Source organism: Arthrobacter sp. NicSoilB4, from assembly GCF_019977335.1.
Lineage (GTDB): Bacteria > Actinomycetota > Actinomycetes > Actinomycetales > Micrococcaceae > Arthrobacter.
Genome location: NZ_AP024653.1, coordinates 3,390,305 through 3,406,769 on the forward strand (window position 1 = coordinate 3,390,305; position 16,465 = coordinate 3,406,769).

The 16,465-nt window shown below is 66.4% G+C and carries 18 protein-coding genes; 8 read left to right on the forward strand and 10 right to left on the reverse strand.

Translation table 11 applies throughout. The features are described 5' to 3' along the window. Window positions 1-369: 369 nt before the first annotated feature. Window positions 370-1,104 (forward strand): GAF and ANTAR domain-containing protein, encoded by a 735-nt coding sequence (locus tag LDO13_RS15510; RefSeq protein ID WP_224047569.1) that lies wholly within the window; start codon window positions 370-372, stop codon window positions 1,102-1,104. Here LDO13_RS15510 and LDO13_RS15515 read toward each other — a convergent pair. The 5 genes from LDO13_RS15515 to LDO13_RS15535 all read right to left on the reverse strand — a co-directional run bounded on the left by LDO13_RS15515 (window position 1,101) and on the right by LDO13_RS15535 (window position 4,213). After that, window positions 1,101-1,814 (reverse strand): alpha/beta hydrolase, encoded by a 714-nt coding sequence (locus LDO13_RS15515; RefSeq protein ID WP_224047570.1) that lies wholly within the window; start codon window positions 1,812-1,814, stop codon window positions 1,101-1,103. The genes LDO13_RS15510 and LDO13_RS15515 overlap by 4 nt on opposite strands. Continuing rightward, window positions 1,811-2,611 carry an alpha/beta hydrolase gene (locus LDO13_RS15520; RefSeq protein WP_224047571.1) on the reverse strand — a complete coding sequence of 267 codons (801 nt, stop codon included), beginning with the start codon at window positions 2,609-2,611 and terminating at the stop codon, window positions 1,811-1,813. Before LDO13_RS15520 ends, LDO13_RS15515 begins: the two co-directional genes overlap by 4 nt. A gap of 76 nt (window positions 2,612-2,687) precedes the next feature. Next, the gene (locus tag LDO13_RS15525) at window positions 2,688-2,897 is read right to left on the reverse strand and encodes a hypothetical protein (protein WP_224047572.1); all 210 of its coding nucleotides are present in this window, start codon (window positions 2,895-2,897) and stop codon (window positions 2,688-2,690) included. 170 nt (window positions 2,898-3,067) lie between these two features. Continuing rightward, on the reverse strand, window positions 3,068-3,487 hold the full coding sequence (locus LDO13_RS15530; RefSeq protein ID WP_224047573.1) for a VOC family protein: 420 nt from the start codon (window positions 3,485-3,487) through the stop codon (window positions 3,068-3,070). A 159-nt stretch (window positions 3,488-3,646) separates the two neighbouring features. After that, window positions 3,647-4,213, reverse strand: coding sequence for a type 1 glutamine amidotransferase domain-containing protein (locus LDO13_RS15535; RefSeq protein WP_224047574.1), 567 nt, complete (start codon window positions 4,211-4,213; stop codon window positions 3,647-3,649). Between the two features lie 312 nt (window positions 4,214-4,525). Here LDO13_RS15535 and LDO13_RS15540 point away from each other — a divergent pair, with 312 nt between their 5' ends. The 3 genes from LDO13_RS15540 (at window position 4,526) to LDO13_RS15550 (ending at window position 7,860) form a co-directional block, all read left to right on the forward strand. Further along, window positions 4,526-6,523, forward strand: a complete 1,998-nt coding sequence (locus LDO13_RS15540) for a glycosyltransferase (RefSeq protein ID WP_224047575.1) — start codon at window positions 4,526-4,528, stop codon at window positions 6,521-6,523. A gap of 89 nt (window positions 6,524-6,612) precedes the next feature. Further along, on the forward strand, window positions 6,613-6,864 hold the full coding sequence (locus tag LDO13_RS15545) for a DUF2630 family protein (RefSeq protein ID WP_224047576.1): 252 nt from the start codon (window positions 6,613-6,615) through the stop codon (window positions 6,862-6,864). 18 nt (window positions 6,865-6,882) lie between these two features. Continuing rightward, a complete protein-coding gene (locus tag LDO13_RS15550) occupies window positions 6,883-7,860 on the forward strand; it encodes a CapA family protein (RefSeq protein WP_224047577.1) in 978 nt (325 codons plus the stop codon). On the opposite strand, the gene LDO13_RS15555 is transcribed toward LDO13_RS15550, so the two are convergent. Continuing rightward, window positions 7,780-8,910, reverse strand: coding sequence for an LLM class flavin-dependent oxidoreductase (locus tag LDO13_RS15555; RefSeq protein ID WP_224047578.1), 1,131 nt, complete (start codon window positions 8,908-8,910; stop codon window positions 7,780-7,782). The two genes, LDO13_RS15550 and LDO13_RS15555, sit on opposite strands and share 81 nt — an antisense overlap. A 143-nt stretch (window positions 8,911-9,053) precedes the next feature. Between LDO13_RS15555 and LDO13_RS15560 the strand changes: the two genes are divergently transcribed. Further along, the gene (locus tag LDO13_RS15560) at window positions 9,054-9,773 is read left to right on the forward strand and encodes a GAF and ANTAR domain-containing protein (protein WP_224047579.1); all 720 of its coding nucleotides are present in this window, start codon (window positions 9,054-9,056) and stop codon (window positions 9,771-9,773) included. A 37-nt stretch (window positions 9,774-9,810) separates the two neighbouring features. Here LDO13_RS15560 and LDO13_RS15565 read toward each other — a convergent pair whose 3' ends face one another. Next, window positions 9,811-10,560 (reverse strand): GAF and ANTAR domain-containing protein, encoded by a 750-nt coding sequence (locus tag LDO13_RS15565; protein ID WP_224047580.1) that lies wholly within the window; start codon window positions 10,558-10,560, stop codon window positions 9,811-9,813. Between the two features lie 194 nt (window positions 10,561-10,754). Between LDO13_RS15565 and LDO13_RS15570 the strand changes: the two genes are divergently transcribed. The 3 genes from LDO13_RS15570 to LDO13_RS15580 all read left to right on the forward strand — a co-directional run bounded on the left by LDO13_RS15570 (window position 10,755) and on the right by LDO13_RS15580 (window position 12,912). Beyond that, the gene (locus LDO13_RS15570) at window positions 10,755-10,979 is read left to right on the forward strand and encodes a hypothetical protein (protein ID WP_224047581.1); all 225 of its coding nucleotides are present in this window, start codon (window positions 10,755-10,757) and stop codon (window positions 10,977-10,979) included. Between the two features lie 64 nt (window positions 10,980-11,043). Further along, the gene (locus LDO13_RS15575; protein WP_224047582.1) at window positions 11,044-11,361 is read left to right on the forward strand and encodes a DUF6221 family protein; all 318 of its coding nucleotides are present in this window, start codon (window positions 11,044-11,046) and stop codon (window positions 11,359-11,361) included. A gap of 264 nt (window positions 11,362-11,625) precedes the next feature. Beyond that, complete coding sequence (locus tag LDO13_RS15580; RefSeq protein ID WP_224047583.1) at window positions 11,626-12,912, forward strand: S8 family serine peptidase; 1,287 nt, start codon at window positions 11,626-11,628, stop codon at window positions 12,910-12,912. Window positions 12,913-12,953: 41 nt separating this feature from the next. Here LDO13_RS15580 and LDO13_RS15585 read toward each other — a convergent pair whose 3' ends face one another. From LDO13_RS15585 to LDO13_RS15595, 3 genes are all read right to left on the reverse strand, one after another. Then, window positions 12,954-13,562: a DUF1992 domain-containing protein gene (locus LDO13_RS15585; RefSeq protein WP_224047584.1), complete on the reverse strand. Its 609-nt coding sequence runs from the start codon at window positions 13,560-13,562 to the stop codon at window positions 12,954-12,956. 73 nt (window positions 13,563-13,635) lie between these two features. After that, the gene (locus LDO13_RS15590) at window positions 13,636-15,324 is read right to left on the reverse strand and encodes a long-chain-fatty-acid--CoA ligase (protein WP_224047585.1); all 1,689 of its coding nucleotides are present in this window, start codon (window positions 15,322-15,324) and stop codon (window positions 13,636-13,638) included. Between the two features lie 126 nt (window positions 15,325-15,450). Then, window positions 15,451-16,464, reverse strand: a complete 1,014-nt coding sequence (locus LDO13_RS15595; RefSeq protein WP_224047586.1) for a glycosyltransferase — start codon at window positions 16,462-16,464, stop codon at window positions 15,451-15,453. Window position 16,465: the final 1 nt, after the last annotated feature.

Sequence of the window (16,465 nt, forward strand, 5' to 3'; positions counted from 1 at the left end):
CGGCAGTGGCCTCCATCCAGGCGCGCGGTCCGCGGGCTGGGAAAATTGGCCACTTGGCCGCTCCCTCCCACTATCTGTCAGGAACCCTGCGGACGTGAGGGCCTTTATGCCCGGTTTGGCCAGCGCCCTCACTCCGTTTCTTTGAGGGCGTCAGCAGGGGCCTCTCAGGGGCCGGCGCCCGTGCCGAGGCCTGTCGCAGTTCCGGGAAAACAGGCGGGAAAGGGCTGTATATAATTTCCCGGTACGGTTTTGCAGCGGGCCGTTGGATTGTTCTTCGGTCCGGCCCTCGGCCGTCCCCCGCCGCGCTCTGCGGCAGGTGGCGCGCCCTTCCGGATCGTGTTGACCTGAGTGAAACGGCACGACGAGACAGTGGTTAGCGAATCAACCGCAACTTCAACCAACCAAGACCTGCATGAACTGGTGCTCAACAGCTCCGACGTCGAGGAGTTCCTGCGCGAGTTGGCGCGCGTTTCCGCGCGCAGCCTCTCGGAACCCGGCGACGAGATCCTGTGCGGCATCACGCTTTTCCGGCACCGGAAAGCGGCAACAGTTGCGAGCAGCAGCGCGGCAGCCCAGGCCATGGATGAAATCCAGTACGCCTTCGGCGACGGCCCATGCGTGACGGCGTCCCGGGAACAGGAGACCGTACACATCCCGGAACTGGAGGACTGCGACCGGTGGCCGCAGTACGCCGCCACGGTCCGGGGCCACGGCGTGCGTTCCATCCTGGCCGTGCCCTTCCTGCTTGACGGAGACACCCGCGCCGCCCTGAACCTCTACTCGCGACGGCCTGGCCGTTTCGACGGCCGGGCTCTGGAACTCGCCCGGGACTTCGTGGGCCAGACGTCTTTGGCGTTGCGGCTGGCGGTGCGTTTTGCCCACTACATCGACACGGCAGCGGACCTCAAGGCCACACTGGAGAGCCGGACCAGCATCGACGTTGCTGTGGGCATCATCATGGCGCAGAACCGCTGCAGCCAGGCCGAGGCGTTCGAACTGCTCAAGTCAGCCTCAAGTGCCCGCAACGTGAAGCTGCACATGGTGGCCGCCGGGCTCGTGGAGTCGCTTGGCCAAGGCCCCATCCGCACGCACTTCGAGGTCTAGGTCGAGGTCTCCAGAGGCTCGGCAGGATCGGCGTAGGGCTCTTCTGCGGCCGCGTCCAGGACGGTGCGGACTGTGTCCTCGTGGGCCAGGATCCGGAAGTGCCCGGCAGTGTCCAGGTGGATATTCCGTGCGCCCGGCAGGACACTGCCCTCGGGAATATGCGGGTCGAAGCCGCCGTACACCGAGATGATGCGTTTGTTGATGCGTTCCTCGCGGGAAAGCTGCATGGTCACGGCATTCCGTGGGGAGAAGGCACGCAGGCTCGGCAGCAGCATGAACGAGGCATAGCGCGAGCCTGAGAACGGTGAGCAGACCGCCACCATGCCGGCGATCCGGCGTTCCGGGTCCAGCTGCATCATCACGAACTTGCCGATCAGCCCGCCCTTGCTGTGGGCCACGATCATCGCGTTGGTCAGGTCACGATCCCGGATGTAGCCGGCGATCAGATCCGCGGCCTTGGGCACTGCGAGCCGGTTCCGATGCAGCAATGCCAGCACATGCACCGGGTGGCCCGCTTCATGCAGCCGCTGGACCAGCGGCAGCATAAAGCGCCAATCCTCGTAGACCCCGGGAATCACGACGACGGGCCGGCCCGTGCCGCTGAGGAACTCCTCCGGCCTGCTCCGTGAGACGGCGCTGAGGATCTGCCGCCGCGCGGCATAGAGGTAGTCCTGGACCCACCAGCGGGAGGTTTGCAGGACGCCGCTCATGCCGGATTCTCCCGGGACGCTTCCCTGGCCGTTGCGTGGGTCCCGGCGAAGTCCAGGATCGCCTCGGCCACGTCAGCCGCGCGGTTGTGCTGCACCACGTGGCCGGCGCCCTCGATTTCAAGCAGCAGGGCCCGCGCAGCCCGCCCGGCCAACCGGCGGCACCAGTCCGCGGACGCGACCGGGTCGTTAGCGCCGCGCATCACGAGGACCGGCACCGCAACCCCGGAGATCCGCTCCTCGGTGCGGTAGTCCATCATGACGCGCAGGTTTTTCAGGTACCACGTGGGCCCGCAGCGGAGGTAGTCCGTGAAGACGAGGGCGTTCGAGGAGGGGCTTTCGAAGAGGAGGCTGTCACGGCCCAGTGCGAGTGCCTGCTGCAGGACGGAGCGGCGCTTCGAATCGACCACCGGACCCATCATGACCAATTGGGAAATCCTGCCCGGCTGCTGCAGTGCGGCCTCGAGCGCGAACTGGCTTCCCATCGAATGACCAACGATCACGGACTCCAGGACCCCAAGCTGCTCCAGGGCGCCGAGAATGTAGGTGGCGTGGTCAGCGACCGAGAGGGCGCGGCGGGGCCTTGGGGTCCCGCCGAAACCGGGCAGGTCGATCGAGTAGGTGTCGCCGGTTTCAGCCAGCAGCCCGTGCAGCCGGCGGAGGTAACGGTGCGAGACGCCGATTCCGTGGATGAGTACGACGGCGGGGCGCGCGGGCAAGGGGCCGCTCTGGACCTTCGAGACAAAAACATGGCCGAGCTGGCCTGCGGCCTCAATCTCGAAGCGGTCGGGCCTGCTCATGGTGGGCTCATTTCTGTTCAGCGCCTTCTGGACGCCGCCGGTCAGCGTTCAGTAAGCATACTGACAGTTTCCCCGCTCAGTCTCCGCGCTTGTCGCGTTCGCTGAACTCCTCGTCCAGGTCGTAGTGCCTGAACTCGGTCTCCGGGTGCGGTTCGCCCTCCACCACGTACTCGTAGTCCAGCTGGCGCTGAACCTGGCTGTCGAGGACCTGCAGCTCCGTGTCTTCCACCTTGCTCAGGTCCTCGGGGAACTTGTCCTCGGGCGTGAGGTGGAGCTTGTCGTTCATGGCATGCCTCTCCGGGCCGGAAGGTGGACTCGAAGAAAATGCGGCGTCCGGCCGCCTTCAGGATAACGGCGCCCCGGGAGGAGCGGAATACGCCGTGCCAGCCAACCGTCGGCCGGGCCCGGGCCAGGCTGGCTTCCTGGCCCGGGCCGGCCGGTCGATCCCTGTAAGCCCTAGGCCTGGCCCGGCTCGGCGCCGACGTTGACCAGCCAGTCAGTGCCGAACTTGTCCGTGCACATGCCGAAGACGTCTCCCCATGGCGCCTTCTCCATCGGCACCGTCACCCTTCCGCCGTCGGCGAGGTTGTCGAAGTAACCGCGCAGTTCGGCCTCGTCGGAGCCGCTCACTGACACGGAGATGCTGCTGCCGGGCGTGTAGTCCATGCCGTTGGGAGTGTCCGCCCCCATCAGCACCATGCCCTTGTCAGTGGTCAGCATGGCGTGCATGATCTTGTCCTGCTCGGCGGGGTCTTCGCTGGCGTGGTATTCGCCGAAAGTGCTGATGTTCAGTTCACCGCCGAATACGGACTGGTAAAAGGTCATGGCCTCCTTGGCGTTGTCGCGGAAGCTCAAGTACGGGTTAAGCGTGGTCATATCCGGGACTCCTTGCAGCTGGGGCGCCGACCGGGTTGCCATGTTGCGGCCGCGGCCGGTGCACTTTTACATGGCACATCCTGCCCCAAATCTGCCGCCCGGGATAGGTGCGGGCAGCAGATAGGGCAGGAGCGCGCCGTTCTCGAGCGACGCCTGTGGCTAGGCAGTCTGTCCGGGGTGCACGCCCTCTGCGATCTCTTCCAGCAGCTTGCCGTTGAACGCGGGAAGATCGCGAGGGGTCCGGCTGGTCACCAGGCCCCGGTCCACCACCACTTCCTGGTCGCTCCAGTTGGCTCCGGCGTTCCTCAGATCGGTCTGGAGCGTGTGGTACGACGTGACATTCCGGCCGTTGATGACGCCGGCGTCGATCAGGACCCACGGGCCGTGGCAGATCGAGGCCACCGGCTTGTGCTGCTCGAAGAAGGCCCGGGTGAAGGCCTGGGCGTCCTTGTTGGCGCGGAGGTGGTCCGCGTTGACGACGCCCCCGGGGATCACCAGGGCGTCGAAATCGGCGGCGCTGGCTTCGGCGGCGGTGAGATCGACATTGAACTTCTGCCCCTTTTCGGTGCCGTCGAATCCCTGGAGCTTCCCGCTCTTGGGCGCTACCAGGAAGGGCTCGCCGCCGGCTTCCTTCACGGCGTTCCAGGGGCTGGTCAGTTCCACTTGCTCCACGCCGTCCGTGAGCAGGAAGGCGACTTTCTTACCGGCAATATTGTGTTGTGACATGTGTCCTCCTCTGGTGCCCGGGGAGGCCCGCGGCGCCCGTGACCGTCCGGGGATCCTCCACGCGGCGAGTTGATGCCTGACAACTTCAACTCTAGAAAGCCACGAAATAATAAGCAAGCTGATTATGCTGCCTGCGCCCGGGCCGCAGCCGACGCCGGCGCCTCCCCTATCCCGGCCCCTTTCCGCCAGGGCACCGCCGTTCGGGGCATGGGCAAATCCTTGGGATATCGTGCGCTCAGGCAGCGCCAGCGGCACGCCGGCCGATGGGATGATTTTTCCGCGAGGGATCCCCTGCCCGGCTGATTGGATGGCATGTCAACGCTCCAGAAGTACTCCTCCGGCCCGACCGAACACCCGCGGAGCCATGATCTTCAGCGTGAGGCCAGGGTGCAATCCCGCGCGGGGTTGGCATCGTGGGCTGGCCAGCTGGGGACCCCGGGTCCCGAGTCTCCGCGCTCCCGCCGGATGGCCCACATCGGCGGCATCGCAGCGATCGGGTCGCTGGCCATCTACCTGACCTGGCGCCTGGCGTTCACCCTGCCCGCGGGAGGGTGGAACCTGGCCGTCGCCCTTGTCCTGGTGGCTTTTGAGGCACTCCCCCTCGGCGGATTGATCCTGAAGGCCATCACCCTGTGGAACATCGATAGTCACGCGCCGCCACCCGTGGACGAGGCTCCCCTGGGCCAGAAGGTCGCGGTGCTCATCCCGACCTACAACGAGCCCGTCGAAGTCCTCGCCCCGACCGTCGCCGCGGCATGCGCGCTCGAGCCTGCCCACGAAACCTGGGTGCTGGACGACGGCGACCGGCCGTGGGTGGCGGACATGTGCGCGGCTTTCGGGGCCAGGTATGTCAGCCGTCCGCAGCACGACCACGCCAAAGCCGGCAACATGAACCACGCCCTGGACCTCATGGCGGCTGAGGCGGAGGCCGGCCAAGCGCGGATCGACATCATCGCCGTACTGGACTGCGACCACGTGCCCCTCCCGACGTTCCTCACCGCCACCCTGGGCTGGTTCGCCGATGAGGAGATCGCACTGGTCCAGGGGCCGCAAGCGTTCTACAACTCCGGGGCCTTCGACGACGACGGCATTTCCGGGGAACAGGGAATGTTCTTCAACGTGCTGATGACGGCCCGCAACTCGGCAGGAGCCGGTCCGTTCTGGTGCGGTTCCACCTCCCTGCTGCGGGTGAAGGCGCTGCGCGAGGTGGGCGGCGTGGCCACGGAGACCATCACGGAGGACATGCACACCACACTCAAGCTCATCCGGATCGGCTGGAAAACCGTGTACCACCACCAAACCCTCGCGGTGGGCCTGGCGCCGGCGACGGCGGACCAGTACCTGCTTCAGCGGCGGCGCTGGGGCATGGGTGCCATGCAGATCCTGACCCACGAGAGGCTCTGGGCAGCGAAAAGCTGGATGTCCTGGCGGAACTTCCATGAATACCTGAATGGGACTCTGTGGTGGCTCGAGGGCATCGCCACGCTGGTGGCGTTCCTGATCCCGATGCTGGTCATGGTCTCTGGAGCGCAGACCTCCACGGCCGGCCCGGTGGAGTTCCTGGCGGCCTTCGTCGCCATGTTCTGCACGCGCCTTTGGGGCTCAAAACGGCTGATGCGGCACCAGATCCACTGGCCGACGGCGTTCGCCCTGCGGATTTTTCGTGTGCCGGTGGGGCTCGCGTGCCTCTGGTGGCTGATATCCCGCCAATCCCTGGAGTTCCAGGTCACGCCCAAGGGCGCAACAGACGCCCGGCTGCGCGGCCGCACACCCCAGGTGCTGAACGTCCTGGTTGTCGTTGTGGCCGCAGTCATCCTGTACGCCGCGGCCGGCGTAGCGGGGTGGGTGCCGTGGGCGACCAGCCCGGGGTCCACCGCGGCGGCCGGCGCCTGGCTGCTGCTGGCCGGCGTCGTACTGGTGCTGGGAACACGCCGGATCCGGGCATCCGAATACGCTACCTCGCGCAGAAACGGCCACCGCATAGCCCTCCAAGCGCCAGTAGCGATTGACGGAATCGAGGGGAGGCTCCTGGACATCTCCATGGGAGGAGCGGCCGTGAGCTTCGATCGGGGAGTGCTGCGGGAAGGGCAGCGCGTCCAGCTGGCGCTTCCCGGCGCGGCGCCAGTCGCTCTGGACGTCGTTCGGGTTTGGGATGGCGCCGACGGCTCGGAAACATCGTCTCTTCGGGCCGCGGATGGCGACTGGAACACGTACCGCGCCCTGTCATTGTGGATCTTCCAAACGCCCAACAACGCCATCCCGGGGTTCCCGCCCGGCGTTCCGGCCGCCGCTTCGCTGCGCATCGCCTGAACCGGCTGCGACGGCTATTCGTCCTCTGGCCAGCGCATCGCCGCCTCGGTACTCTGGCGGGAGGACTGCTACCCGAAAAGAAGGCCGTCATGGACGAACAACACATCCTGGATCGAATCTCAGCGCTAGTAGAAGAGGAGCAGACGCTCCGTGAAAAGGCGCCGTCGTCCTCGCCGGACTATGAGCACAGTCCGGAGCACGCCCGGTTGAAGCGGATCGAAGAGGACCTGGACCAGTGCTGGGACCTCCTGCGGCAACGCCGGGCCAAGCTGCAGTACGGCGAAAACCCGGATGACGCGGAGCCCCGGCCTGTCGAGCAGGTGGAAAACTACGAGTCCTGAACTCCCGGCGGGTTTCCCATGTTGATTGCGTTGTTGGGCGACGTCATGCTGGGCCGGCTGGTCAACGAGCGGTTGCGGCGGGCCGGCGCCGATTACCCGTGGGGCGATACGGACGCCGTGCTGGGCAGGGCGGACCTCACGATCGCCAATCTCGAATGCGTCCTGGCGGCCGGCGGGGAGCCGGAAGCCGGGAAGGTGTTCCATTTCCGGTCGGACCGGAAGAATGTGGCCAGTCTCCGCAGCGCGGGGATCGGGATGGTGTCACTGGCCAACAACCACGTGCTGGATTACGGGGCCGGGGCCTTCCGGGAAATGCTGCCTGCGCTCGACGCGGCCGGTATCCTGCACGCCGGGGCCGGCCTGGACCGGGACGCCGCACGCAGGCCCGCGGTGCGGCGGGTGACAGGGACCGCCGTCGGCCTCATCGCCTTCACGGACAACCAGCCGGACTGGGAGGCGGACCGCGGTCCGGGTGTCTTCTACGTGCCGGCGGCAGGCAGCGACCGCAGAGTGACGGAGCTGCTGGACCTGGTCCGGCGGACAAAAACGCGCGTCGAGCTCCTCATCGTTTCCGCGCATTGGGGGCCGAACTGGGGCTCGGGGGCGCCGCCGGAACACCGCGAGCTCGCGCGGGCGCTGATCGAGGCGGGGGCCGACGTCGTCTACGGGCACTCGCCGCACGTCTTCCGCGGCGTCGAGCTGTTCCGGAACCGGCCCATCATCTACAGCGCCGGGGATTTCGTGGACGACTACGCGGTGGACCCGCTGGAGCGCAACGACCAGTCGTTCATCTTCCTGCTCTCTGCGGACCCGGGCACACCGCTGAGCCTCCGGCTGTTCCCGACGCTGATCACCGAATTCCAGGTCCGGCTGGCGGGGGCAGGTTCCCGGCAGATAGCGGAACGGATGCAGCGGCTAAGCCGGCATCTCGGGACCGCGAGCAGCTGGGACGCCGCGGGCGGGTTCCTGGAGATCCCGCTCGCTGCCGGCGATTGACGTTCCTGTCTGCACCGGCGCGGGAGTTCCGATCGCCCGTTTCACGGCCGGCATGATCTCCGTGGCGAGCAGCTCGATGGACCGGGCGGTCTCGGCAAACGGCAGGCCGCCGAGGCCGATCTGGGCCATGTAACGGCGGGTGCCGAGCGTGTCATGAATTTCCAGCAGTTTCTCGATGACCTGCTGCGGGCTGCCCACCAGGAGGCCGCCGCCGGGTTCGGCCCAGTCATCGAAGGTGGAACGCGGAAAATGTTCCACCGGACGCGGCATGTTCTGCTCAAAATAGGCCCGGTAGTAAGGGTAGAAAGTGTCGCGCGCCCGCTGCGAGGTCGGCGCCACGTAGAAGTGGCCGCCGGCACCCACCTGCAGCGCACCGGCGTCGTGGCCGGCGTCGGCGGCCGACTGGTGGTAGAGCTCCACCAGCCGGCGGAACCGGGCGGGTCCGGACAGCAGGGCAACGAACAGGGGAAGCCCCAGCCGTCCTGCCCGCGCGAAACTGGCGGGGGTTCCCCCGACGCCGACCCACACGGGAAGCCTGTGCTGGACCGGGCGCGGGGCGATGTCCATCCCGGGAATGCTCTGGGTCAGCGTCCCCTGCCAGGTCACGGCGGCATTGTCCCGCAGCTCCAGCAGCAGCTGCAGCTTCTCCTCGAACAGAGCGTCATAGTCTTCGAGCTCGTGGCCGAACAACGGGTACGACTCGATGAAGGCGCCCCGCCCGGCGATGATCTCAGCACGCCCGTCGGAGATCAGGTCCAAGGTGGCGAACTGTTCGAAGAGCCTCACCGGGTCCTGGGTGGAGAGCACCGTGACGGCCGTGCTGAGCCGAAGCTTCGTGGTTTCCCTGGCGACGGCGGCCAGTACTATTTCCGGGGCGGACAGGGCGAAATCGCGCCGGTGATGCTCCCCGAGTCCCAGGAATGCCAGACCCGCCTGGTCCGCCAGCTTGGCGAGCTCAATGATCTCCTTCAGTCGCTGCTGCGGGGACAGCGCTTTTCCGGTGCTGAGGTTGCGGGAGAGCTCGCCGAAGGTGAAGATACCAAAGTCCATGTTTTATTGAACATTCAAGCTTTGGATTTCATTCCGCCGCCCCCGGAGGCGGGCTATGCTTGGAGTGGACAGCCGCTCGAGGCGTCCCGGCTCAGCAGGGGGCATCCACGGGGTAACTCCACCCTCACGCCATAAGGCCCCAAGTGCTCAGCCAACCATTCAACCCCCTCCCCCTCGATGAACTGACCGCAGTCTTTGCACGCATCAAGGACCTGCTCCTGACCCAGGACAAGGTGGACCGCGCCCTGGAGGTGCTGGTCCAGGCGGTCGGGGATGCCATTCCGGGATCGGCCGGGGCGGGGATCTCACTCTTTGATGCGCACGGCCGCGGGAGCAGCATTGCGGCGACGGCGCTGGTGGTGGAGCAGGCGGACGCCGCCCAGCACGACCTGGGCCAAGGTCCTTGCCTCGCTGCGTGGACGGCAGGAACAACGGTGCTGATCCACGACGCCGCCACGGATGCCCGTTGGCCGCTCTGGAGCGAGGCCGTCGCGTCGCTGCCCGTCAGGTCCCTCGTCAGCACACCGCTGGCCGCGGCCGGCGGACCCATTGGAACGCTGAAGGTCTACGCATCCCTGCCGGCTGCCTACACCTCGGCGACCGGGCAACTGCTGGAGAAATTCGCCGTTCCGGCGGCAACCCTGTTGGCCCACATCCAGGGCCCAGGAACCCCCCGGCACCTCAGCGGTCCGCTCAAGGGCGCGCTTGCCGGCCGGGACACCACCAACCGGGCGTGCGGGATGCTGATGGAACGCGACGGGCTGACGGCAGAGCAGGCTTTCCATGAGCTGTTGCGTCGGGCCAGGACCAGCGGGGCCCCGCTGTCGCGGGTGTGTTCCGATCTCGTCGACGGCCGCGCGTGAAGGCCGCCGGCGGAGTCCCGGAGCGGCGGGTCCCGCTTCAGCGCTTCTTCGTCATTTCCCCGCTGATGGTCAGCTGTTCCGCCACGTCGTGAAGCTTGATGTTCAACTCCGAACTGGCCCGCGAGAGGAGCATGAATGCCTGCTGGGCGGTGATCTTGTAGCGTTCCATGAGTATTCCCTTCGCCTGCCCGATCAGGTCGCGGGTGTCCAGGGCCTGGGTGAGCTGGCTGACTTGCTGGTTTCCGGCGACGGCTACGGCGGCGTGGGCAGCCACCAGCGCCCCGATCCGCTCGGATTCGGCGTCGAAGACGCCCACATCCCGACCGAAAAGGTTCAAAGCTCCGAGGTGGTCTCCGTCCACAAAGAGCTGGAAGGAGAGCATACTTCGCGCTCCGAGATCAAAAGCGGCCCGGGAGAAGTCCGGCCACCGCTGGTCCGTGCTGAGGTCCGGAACGCTGACGACGCGTTCTTCATAGGAGGCGTCCAGGCAGGGTCCCTGCCCTGTTTCGCTTTGGAGGGCGTCCACCAGGCGCGGAAGGTCGCTGGATGCCGCCCGTGAGTCAATCGTCCGGCGGCCGGTGATCAGGCTGACCGAGGCGTCTGCCGCATGCGGGACCAACTCCAGGGCGGCGTGCACGATCCCTGCCAGCATGGACTCGGTGTCCTCCTCGTGCTGCAGTTCACGCGCCAGGTTTCCCAGTCGCTGAGCCAGTTCGGCCGGCGTGATGGGGAGTGCGTCCCGCGGGCCGAGTGCCGTGTCACGTGCGTCTGCTGGGTTCAACTCCATGGTGGCACCTCTTGCCGATCCGTTCCTGAATCTGTTCTTCTTCGAAATATACGCTCGTGAACCCGTCCCGGCATCGGGGCTGAGACAAGGATCTAACGCGGCGGTAACCCGCAGTTAACGCGGTGGTGTGAAACTGGATTACGGACCCAGACCGAGACTGACACTGCACGGCAACCCTTCAAGGAGCAGCAGACATGACCAGTCCAGAGCAGAATCCTCACAGCGACCCCAAGATCCACGAGCAAAGCCTGTTCCGGCCCGATCTGAGCAGCCTGCACGTCCGCGAGGACGTCGCGGTCACCGGGCTCTGCGGCAACGTTCATCTGCCAACGGGCCGGACCTGCGACCTGCCCGAACGGCATGAGGGATCCTGCCACTTCGTGGGTCCGGAGGACGCGGAAAACCTGGCCGCGCGCTAGGCGCCCGGGCCGTTCCGGCATCCGGAACTGGTTAGAGGGCATGGGCCGCGCGTACGCTCGCGGTGTGGACATCGTGGAATTCCTGTCCGAACGGATCAGCGAGGACGAGGCCGTGGCGCGGACCCTCCTCAGCGACCGGACTGTCTCGAAATCCGGCGCCTGGTACGAACAGCGGCTGCTGCTCGAATGCGAGGCCAAGCGACGCCTGATCCTCATCGTGGAATCCGCGCGTCAGGCGGCTCTCGCGGCGATGGTCAGCGATACAGACCAGGACGTGAGCTGGATCCCTCAATCGCTTGAATGGATGGAGCAGTCGCTGAACTCCCTAGCCTTGCCCTACTATGACCACCCGGACTTCGACCAGGACTGGCTCCGCGCCTAAGTGCGCTGTTCCTTCCAAGAAATTCCAAAGGTCCGTGTGCAATATCCAATCGCTGGCCTAAGCTAAAGAGCGGGGGGCGCTCATTAGCGAAGACGCCTAGTGGAGGCCATTATGTTCAGCTACGTCCGCCGTCCCCGATCATCACGACAGCCAGCGCCCACAGCCCCCGAGCCACACCAGTTTCCCGGGAGCACCGCTCCCACGCCCAAAGCCAGGAAACGGTTCCGGAGGACCGTCGGCGCCCTGGCGGCACTGGGACTGGCCGTGGCCGGAGGGCTCGTCGCGGCCCTCCCCGCCACCGGCGCCGAGCAGGAACAAAAATACATTGTGGTGCTGAAGGACGGGTTGGCTGATGCTGGTACCGCTGCCGCGGCCCAGCAAGGCACCTATGGCCTCACCGTTTCCACGGTGTACCGCGACGCCCTGAACGGATACGCCGCCACGATGACGGCATCCGCCGCCGCCCGCCTGGCTGCGGATCCGGGTGTTGATTTCATCACCGTGGCGAGGGAGTTCGAGAGGCCCGAGGACGCCGGGCCGAGCACCCAGCTGGCTCCGCTGTGGTGGCTGAGGATCGGCGGGGCCCTCCCTGACAACGGTCAGCAGTGGGGCCATGGCCCCATCGACGTCAACGTGGCTGTGATCGACAGCGGCATCGACGCCGGCCATCCGGACCTCAATGTTCGCGGCGGCATCGACTGCTCCACGGGCTCCCCGGTCAAGGTGACCTCCACGGACGACGTCGGTCACGGGACTTTCGTGGCCGGCGTGATCGGCGCAAAGGACAACAATCTGGGCGTGATCGGTGCGGCGCCGGGAACCCCGCTGTGGTCCGTGCGGGTAGTTGATGACGCCGGTCTGATCACGGAGGAAATGCTCATCTGCGCCATCGACTGGGTGACAGCGACGCGCAAGGACAAGAACCCCGACAACGACATCGCGGTGGCCAACATCAGCATCGGCGGCCCGGGCGTCGAAACCGCCAACTGTGGCAAGGGCACGGATCCGATGCACTACGCCATCTGCCGCTCAGTCAACGCCGGGGTCGCCTACGCCGTCGCGGCCGGTAACGACGGTCTCGACATCGCCCGCACAGTCCCTGCCACCTACGACGAAGTGCTGACCGCCACGGCGATAGCGGATTTCGACGGCAAGCCGGATGGCCTCGCGGACCCGATCTGCGGGAACGAGGACTGGGGTACGGCCGGGCAGGTGGACGACCAGCCGGCGTTCTTCTCCAACTTCGCCAGCCAGCCCAAGGACAAGGCCCATACCGTCGCCGCCCCCGGAGTCTGCATGACCTCAACGGCGCCGGGCGGCTATGGGGTGGCCCACGGAACCAGCTTCGCCAGCCCCGCAGTGGCCGGTTCGCTGGCTCTGTGCATCAGCGACGGAGCGTGCGAGGGCTCGGGGAAGGACGTGATGTCCCAGTTCCTGGAGCTGACAGCCGCCTACAACAAGGAGCACCGCGGCTTCGGCTTCGAAGGTGACCCGTTCCGACCGATCAAGGGGCAGTACTACGGATACCTGGCCCAGATCGCTGACTACTGACTCTTGGTATTGACGTCTTGGTAGTGACGCGGGTCGGCCTGCTAGGAACCGGACCGGATCCGCCGCCACCAGCGGCGGCTGACCTCCGGTTCCTGCACCGCTTCCCGATCAGCGACGGCGGCTGCGAGCGCCGCGCGGCGTTCCCTCCAGCGCCGTAGCTCTGCCTCGACGTCGCGGGTCTTGGTGACAACGGGCGGTCCGCCCTGCAGCTGCCGCCGGGCATTAACAATCCGTGCGTTGAAGTCGTCCAGGAGCTCGCGGACCTGCTTTTCGGAATGCAACTCGTCGATGCGGGCGTCGAGCCCTGCGTCCTCGGTGCGGAGCAGGATGGCCTGGGGACCTATTCCGCCGAGGTTTTCGCGCTCGATCAAGCCTTTGACCCACCAGTCCGGGTCGTACGTGTCCCCCAAGCCCGGGATGGGTTTGCCGGCGTACTTTAAGTGATCGAACTTTCCCTGCGCCATGGCATCGCGGATCAGGTATTCGGCCCTGGCGGCGTCGTCGAACTTCGCGCGCAGGTCCCGTTCCTTCGCTTCGGCGGCGGCCAGCTCTTCCTCTTCCTGGACCGTCATTCCGCTGATCCGGAGTGCGCGGAGTTCCGCCGCGCGCTCCACCCGGCGCCGGAACGCCCCGTTCGATTCGCCACTCATCGCACCCCTCCCGTCTTAGGCCGCACAGCACCCTTCCAGTATGCGAACCAAACTCCAAGCAGCCAAGGGAGGGTCAGAGCGTCGGCAGAACCTGCTCGCGGACCTGTTTGCGGAGGATTTTGCCCAGCATCGAACGCGGCATGTCAGGGATGGTGACGATCCGTTTGGGGACCTTATAGCCGGCCAGGTGCTCGCGGCAGTGTTCGCGGAGGACGTCCTCATCCAGCATGCTGCCCGGTTCGAGTTCGACGGCGGCAATCACCATCTCGCCGCCCCGTTCGAGTGGCTTTCCGACGACGGCAGCGTCCTTGACGTCCTTGTGCAGCCGCAGCACCGTCTCCACATCGGTGGGCGAGACGTTGAAGCCGCCGGTGATGATGAGTTCCTTCGCCCGGTCCACGATCGTGGTGAAACCGTCGCCGTCCACGGTCACCACGTCGCCGGTCCGCAGCCAGCCGTCGGCAGTGAGGGTCTTCGCCGTTTCCTCCGGGTTGTTCCAGTAGCCCTGAAACACCTGCGGGCCTTTCAGCAGCAGCTCCCCGGGCTGGCCGGGTGCCACCTCCAGGGCGGGATCGTCCAGGTCGGCGACCTTCATCAGGGTCGAGGGGAACGGCACTCCGATGGTGCCGTTGCGGCGGGTGGGGTGGAAAGGATTTCCCAGCGCGACCGGCGAGGACTCGGTCATACCGTAGCCCTCCACGAGGAGCCCGCCGGAGACCGACTCCCACAGTTCCACCACGTGGTCCGGCAGGTTCATGGCGCCGGAGATGCAGAACTTGCAGGACCGGAGCGAGATGCCTTTCTCCTTCGCGGCCATGGCAGTCCGCTCGTAGATCGGAGGGACCGCGCAGTAGACCGTGGCGGGCGATTTCTTCATGGCGTCCAGCACCAGGTCCGGGTCGAACTTGGGGAAGAGAACCAGCAGGCCCTGCTTGCGGATTCCGTAGGTGAGGTAGAGCGTCATGCCGAAGGCGTGGAACATCGGCAGGATCGCGTAGAAGATTTCCTTGCGGTACTCCGCCCCCTGCATCCAGGCCTCGCCCTGCAGTGCGTTCGAGTACAGGTTGAAGTGCGTGAGCATGGCGCCCTTGGGGCGGCCGGTGGTTCCCGAGGTGTACTGGATCGCGGCGAGGTCGTCCACCGAGGGGCGGGGGTGTTCCGGATCGATCCGTCCGTGGCCCAGGAGTGCTTTCCACCCGATCGTTCCCGGGGCGGGTCCGGTCAGTGCTTCGCGGGACGCCCGCAGTTTCTTGACCGGCAGGCGCAGGGCAAGGCGTTTGACGGCGGGGAACGCCTCCAGAAGGTTGACCGAGACAATGTGGTCGATCTCGACGTCGGACGGGAAGTCCCGGATGGCCGCCGCTGCCTTGTCCCAGACGATGACCACACGGGCCTGATGGTCCTCGAACTGGTGGCGGAGTTCCCGGGCCGTGTACAGCGGGTTGTGTTCGACGACGACGGCGCCGAGGCGCAGTACCGCGTAGAAGGCGACGACGTGCTGCGGGCAGTTTGGCAGGATCAGCGCAACCCGGTCGCCGGCGCGGACGCCCAGGCGGCGCAGGCCCTCGGCGGCGCGGTCCACCTGTTCGCCGAGCTCGGCGTAGCTGGTGCGGCGCCCGAAAAACTCCAGGGCAGGGGCCGTGCCGGCCTCGGCCACGGAGCGGTCCAGCATGTCCACGAGCGACTCCGTGGGCAGTTCAATCCGGGCGGGGACGCCCGGCTGGTAGTTCTTCACCCAGGGCTGCTGGTCCGTGTTCTCCATGGTCACATCTTGCCGTGAACCATCTGCCCTGAGCCAATTTCCGTTTCCTCCGTCGGTGCCGGCTCAGTTCAGCCCGGCGGTCACGACGTGCCGCCGCCACAGGCCCAGCTTCGAGGCCTCCTCCGATTACGAGGCTTCCCGCCAGGGAGGGCCGCTAAGGGGTACCGGCGTTGAGCCCGAACCGGACAGCAGCGATCCTGAGCCTTGGGCGACCCGGCGTCCGCGGAGATATCCTGCGACCGTGGCTGCAAGGACGGCCACGGTGGCGCCTGCCCGGCGCAGACCGTCGGAGTCGGCACCGCGGGCCCAAGCCGACAGTGCGGAAAAGACTGCTCGGGGCAGGACCCTGCGCACGTAGCGCCGCTCGGGACCCAGCGCCCTTTTGTGTCCCACGATGTGGCTGACTTGGGCTTTGGACATACCCTCCGACCAGGAACGCTCCAGCATGTACCGAAAGGTTCCGCGCTGGACCGGAACATGGTGATGCACAAGCGCTGCCGGTTCGTACACTATGCGGGAGCCCGGGGAGCCAACAGCCGCCCGGATGCACATTTCGGTCTCTTCGCATCCCAGCGGTTTCGTTCCCTGGCGTCCAAGGGAAAGGTTGAAGCCGCCAACCTGCTGAAGCACCTGGAGGCGGAAGGACATGTTGGCGCCGATGACATTGCGCACCTCAGAGGCCACCTTGGGCATGCCGCGGTGGCTGCATCCGACGATCCAGTCCAGTTCAGAGGCGAAGTAACCGGGCCGGCCGCCTTCCCACGCCGGCTCGACCTTCCCACCAACTGCCAGGACGTCGGAGTCGTCGTAGAGCGCCGTCAGCTTTTCGAGCCAGTCGGGGGCTGCCACGGCGTCGTCGTCCAGGAACGCCACAATCTCCGAGGTGGCCAGGCCAACGCCCGTGTTCCGCGCCCCGGAAAGCCCCTGCAACCCGGTGCTCTCCACCAGGGTGACGTCCTGAACGGCCGCCACCAGCCGCTTGTAGAGGTCCTCGTTGTGGTCCACCACTACGATCACCTGATCGGGCTGAAGCGTCTGGGCGTGGACGGAGTCAATGACGTCCATCAGTAGTTCCCAGCGCTGCTCCGTGTAGGAGCAGATGACAACGGAGGCCGTGGGCCGGAAATTGAAGTCAAGCATC